This window comes from Tolypothrix sp. VBCCA 56010, from assembly GCF_050875635.1.
Lineage (GTDB): Bacteria > Cyanobacteriota > Cyanobacteriia > Cyanobacteriales > Nostocaceae > Hassallia.
Genome location: NZ_JBPAOH010000283.1, coordinates 1 through 4,791 on the forward strand (window position 1 = coordinate 1; position 4,791 = coordinate 4,791).

Below are 4,791 nucleotides of genomic sequence, written 5' to 3' on the forward strand. Positions count from 1 at the left end.
CCTCCCCCACTCCCCCACTCCCCCCCTCCCCCCTCCCCCTCTCGCTCATTCGTTATTTTTGTAACGTTTCTTTATGATGGGAAACAAGCCTGTAGATTAGTTGATCGATGCTTACCTGTATTAAAGACTTAGCAATAAAACTAGCGCCTCGTTTAATTGAAATTCGTCGCCATATTCACTCTCACCCAGAACTCAGCGGTCAGGAATACCAAACAGCAGCTTTTGTTGCTGGTGTTTTGTCTTCTAGTGGTGTTCATGTACAAGAGGGTATTGGTAAAACTGGTGTGATTGGAGAACTGCAAGGAACTGGTAACGATAATCGTTTATTGGCAATTCGCACTGATATGGACGCTTTGCCAATCCAAGAACGTACTAATTTGGAATATGCCTCTCGTCAAAAAGGTATAATGCACGCTTGCGGTCATGATGTCCACACTACAGTCGGTTTGGGAACGGCAATGGTATTGTCCCAAGTAGCAGAGGAGTTACCTGGTAAGATACGATTTTTATTTCAGCCAGCAGAGGAAATTGCTCAAGGGGCAAACTGGATGGTAGCAGATGGAGCGATGAAAGATGTCTCGGCTGTATTAAGCGTTCATGTTTTCCCTTCGATACCCGCAGGTTCAATTGGTGTGCGTTATGGGGCGTTGACGGCGGCTGCTGACGATATAGAGATTATCATTATGGGTGAATCTGGACATGGCGCTCGTCCGCATGAGGCGATTGATGCCATCTGGATTGCTTCCCAAGTAATTACTACACTGCAACAAGCGATTAGCCGGACGCAGAATCCGTTGCGTCCTGTAGTGTTGAGTATAGGTAAGATTAATGGTGGTAGAGCACCGAATGTGATTGCAGATCAAGTGCAGTTGTTAGGAACCGTGCGATCGCTTCATCCGGAAACTCGTGCTAATCTACCAAAATGGATTGAACAAATCGTCGCTAATGTCTGCAATTCATACGGGGCACGTTATCAAGTCAATTATCGCCAAGGTGTGCCCAGCGTGCAAAATGATTATGCTTTAACACAGTTGTTACAATCAGCTGCCGAAGAAGCATGGACGAGCGATCGCATTCAAGTATTACCCGAACCCTCTCTAGGTGCTGAAGATTTTTCTGTTTATTTAGAACATGCCCCTGGTTCGATGTTTCGCTTAGGTGTAGGCTACAAAGATAGAAGCATTAATCACCCATTGCACCATCCCCAATTTGAAGTTGATGAATCTGCCATTATCACCGGAGTTGTGACTATGGCATATAGCGCTTACAAATATTGGATGCACGGTTAAAACTTAAATAGTGAATTCGGTTGTTACGTAGAGACGTTCCGAACCGAACGTCTCTACGATGTTGTTTTGAAATCACAAATATCCGATAATTTCTAGATTTATTTGGAAATCAAACGCCATTATATTATCTTTAATAAATCGCACATATTGTAGAGACGTTCGGTGTGGAACGTCTCTACGACGGTTGTGGGGTTTTTATTAGTGTTAAGAAACACGGACATAATATTACATAAAAAACTCCTAACACATGAGTGCTAGGAGTTATAAATTTAAACCCACATCTGGAAAATTTTGCAAATTGCTTCTAGTATCAGCACCGAGGAAAGTCAAAAGGAAAAAGAAAGAAGGAGAAAACTTTTACCTTTTATACTTACTGCCGAGCTGCTCTTTTTCAGATAGGCATTAGAGATGAAAACTTCTCTTCCTAGGTTGCTGTAAGGGTGGGATTATCCCACTTTTACACTTAAATTTCTACTTAGCCATTTTCTCTGCAATTTTGCTCTTAGCAGCTTTGAATTCTGTAGACAATTGTTCGCTTTCTTGAGTGCTCAAGTTGTTGCGAATCGCAGCAAACATTGTGCTTTCTTCTTGACGAATGTGGTCGCCAACAACGTCCATCAACTGTTTGATTTTGTCTTTGAATTGAGATGAAGATGGATCGATAGCTTTGATTTCATCTAGCATCTTCTTCATTTCAGCTTGCTCGTCATACAGCTCTTGGGTGTCGTTTTGACCGTAGAAAGGACGTACTCTTGGGTAAACGACTTCTTCTTCTGCTTCAGCGTGAGCTGATAAATCCTTGTAGATTTGACCGAAGTATTCTTGGATCTTTTGAGGATCGTTGCTTGCCAGCAATTCGGTGAACAGAGTATTAACTTTGTTGTGATCCAGGCGGATAAGATCCTGGATGTTCAAATCTTGCTTGTCGCTGTTTTGGGTAACAACACTACCCACAACACCGCTGAATGCTGCCATAGCGTCTTGAACTCGTGCCCAAATACCTTGGTCTGCCTCTTGTCCAGTGAGTTCGCGGACACCCAAAATTTCGAGAACACCTTTGAGTTGTTCTTGGTGAGCGCGGTTTTCAAAGTTAATTGCATTCAAAGGTCCGATCGCTAACATCACGTCAGCGCCAACTTTTTGAGCAGCCTTGTGAACGGTCAAGCCAGACATTACTTGTTGGTGCTTCAACAATTCATGCTGAAATACTTTTTCATACAAGCTCAATTTTGAGCCTTGCATCAATTGCCCAATTTTTTCAACCATTTCTTTAATGGTGTCTTTGGGTTCGCCATGTACGCCATACTGGACGATTACAGTTTCCAAAATGCCCAAGTTTTTTTGGTCATCATTGAGCATGTCTTGGAAACGCTTGCTGATTTCCGAATCGTTTGTTTCTTTCAAAAACAATTGCTCATTTTGAATCAACAATTGTTGTAGTGCTTTCATGTCTGCCAATTTCGTGGCGATCGCAGAGCGCTTAGTATCATCTAAAGTCGCTACCATTTTTTGTTCTCCTCTGAAAAACTCTTTAAATCAGTGTTAATACTACGTTGCCACAGGGTATTGGATGATTTCCTCTTTCTTTTGAGCGATGCCTGCATAACTAAGGATAGAAAAAAGCGAATTTTAATACTAATTTTTTCTCCTTCTACTTTTAGATAGATAACTGTTTTATCTTCACTCCATCGCCAGATAGATAAATTTTTTTAGCCAATTTTCTAGATTGACTCAAGGATAGTCAAATCGGAGATTAATTAATAATGCCAGACAGTCCAGGATTGGGAGAGCAGGCACTAAATAAAGCCGCAGAAATAGGGTTATCTAGCCAATTAGATGAAGTCGAAAATTTAGATGTAGATATCAAAACCGATCCGCTGAAACTGGTTCAAGGGCAAGTAGATGAAGTGGCAATTGAGGGCGAAGGTTTGGTAATGCAAAAAGACCTCCGAATGGAGGAATTAGAAATGCATATGAATAGCGTTGCCATCAATCCTCTGAGTGTTGCTTTTGGCAAAGTTGAACTCACTCAACCGACTCAAGCCAGTACGCGAGTTGTATTAACTGAAGCTGATATCAATCGCGCTTTCAATTCTGAATATGTGCGATCGCAACTCCAAAATCAAAAAATACACGTTAATGGGCAATTGATGACAATTGAACCTCAACATGTAGATTTTCACCTACTAGAAACGGGTAAGGTGGCATTAAATGCCAGTATATTGTTACAAGAAAGTCAAAAGCAAGTTGCTTTTACAGCAACACCCAGAATTAGTGCTAACGGGCAAAGTGTTTCTCTAGAAAATGTTGAATACGGCGATAATGAGGAAGCATCGCCAGAATTAACCAAAGCTTTGGTAGAACAAACCAGCGAAATTTTGAATTTGAGTAACTTCGATTTAGAAGGAATGACTCTGCGAGTCAAGCAACTAAAAGTAGAAGCAGGTAAATTAACGTTGCAAGCTGAAGCTTACGTTGAGCAAATTCCCTCCGGTTAAAAAGTAATAAATTCAGGATAAAATGGAAACTACAGATACAAACCAAACAACTTCTACACCTTTTCCCAATATTCCGCCACTGATTGAAAGTGACGACAGAGAGTATATGGATACTGGTGTACCCAGCACGGTAGCGATCGCCGGACATCCTTTACACCCTTTGAGTGTCATCTTCCCGATCGCTTTTTTAGCTTTAGCTTTGGGAACCGATTTCGGCTATTGGTTAACTCGTGATTTTTTCTGGGCTAGAGCTTCAATATGGCTAATCGGACTCGGATTAGGTGCAGGTTTGTTAGCAGCTGCGATCGGTATGAGCGACTTTTTGAGAATTGAACGAGTCCGCAAGCGCAGCGCGGGTTGGGTACACATGATACTTAACGTTGCGATTCTAGTTTTATCACTCGTCAACTTCCTTTTGCGTTGGGGCAATGCTGACGCGAGAATTTTACCTTGGGGATTGTTACTATCCCTCGTTGTCGGTACGCTGACTAGTGCTTCTGGCTGGTTTGGTGCTGAACTTTCATATCGTCACAAAATCGGTGTTGTCGGTGCCGGTAGTAGAAGATACCCTTAACAAATAGGCGTTGGATATTCGCGGGGTGATTTGACAAACAACGTCGATAAATTTGACGTATTGTAGAGACGTTCCTTAGGAACGTCTTTATAATTCATACCGTCAATCAATGTCTCTAGGGAAATGTTCAACTTCCTTGCTGGCAAAATCCCTATTTGCGTCTTCTGCTGTTTCCTCAGACTGCGAGAGTGCTGATTGTCATAAGCATCTTACTTGTAAATGGCATCTTCGTTCCTTTGGCTGAAGAGTTCAACTAAATAGTTAAAAACCTTGCTAAACTTATCTACAGTTCCTTGATGTGATGAGCTATATGTGGAAAGTTGCAGAGTTTGGAGATTTAATAGGTGTTTCAGCTTCTACTTTACGTCGTTGGGAATCTGAAGGTAAATTGATTCCTGAACGTACTTTAGGGAATCAAAGAATTTATACC

5 protein-coding genes are annotated in these 4,791 nt (G+C 41.7%); 4 read left to right on the plus strand and 1 reads right to left on the minus strand.

Translation table 11 applies throughout. The features are described 5' to 3' along the window. Positions 1 to 107 precede the first annotated feature (107 nt). Positions 108 to 1,289, plus strand: coding sequence for a M20 family metallopeptidase (locus AABK37_RS40435; protein ID WP_432557014.1), 1,182 nt, complete (start codon positions 108 to 110; stop codon positions 1,287 to 1,289). Positions 1,290 to 1,760: 471 nt separating this feature from the next. Here AABK37_RS40435 and AABK37_RS40440 read toward each other — a convergent pair whose 3' ends face one another. After that, positions 1,761 to 2,795, minus strand: coding sequence for a hemerythrin domain-containing protein (locus AABK37_RS40440; protein WP_432557015.1), 1,035 nt, complete (start codon positions 2,793 to 2,795; stop codon positions 1,761 to 1,763). Between the two features lie 257 nt (positions 2,796 to 3,052). On the opposite strand from AABK37_RS40440, the gene AABK37_RS40445 reads away from it, so the two are divergent. The 3 genes from AABK37_RS40445 to AABK37_RS40455 all read left to right on the plus strand — a co-directional run. Beyond that, positions 3,053 to 3,787: an LmeA family phospholipid-binding protein gene (locus tag AABK37_RS40445; protein WP_432557016.1), complete on the plus strand. Its 735-nt coding sequence runs from the start codon at positions 3,053 to 3,055 to the stop codon at positions 3,785 to 3,787. A 22-nt stretch (positions 3,788 to 3,809) separates the two neighbouring features. Beyond that, on the plus strand, positions 3,810 to 4,361 hold the full coding sequence (locus AABK37_RS40450; RefSeq protein ID WP_089127527.1) for a DUF2231 domain-containing protein: 552 nt from the start codon (positions 3,810 to 3,812) through the stop codon (positions 4,359 to 4,361). 310 nt (positions 4,362 to 4,671) lie between these two features. After that, positions 4,672 to 4,791, plus strand: a 120-nt coding sequence (locus AABK37_RS40455) for a MerR family transcriptional regulator (protein WP_432557017.1), incomplete at its 3' end; no start/stop codon positions are given.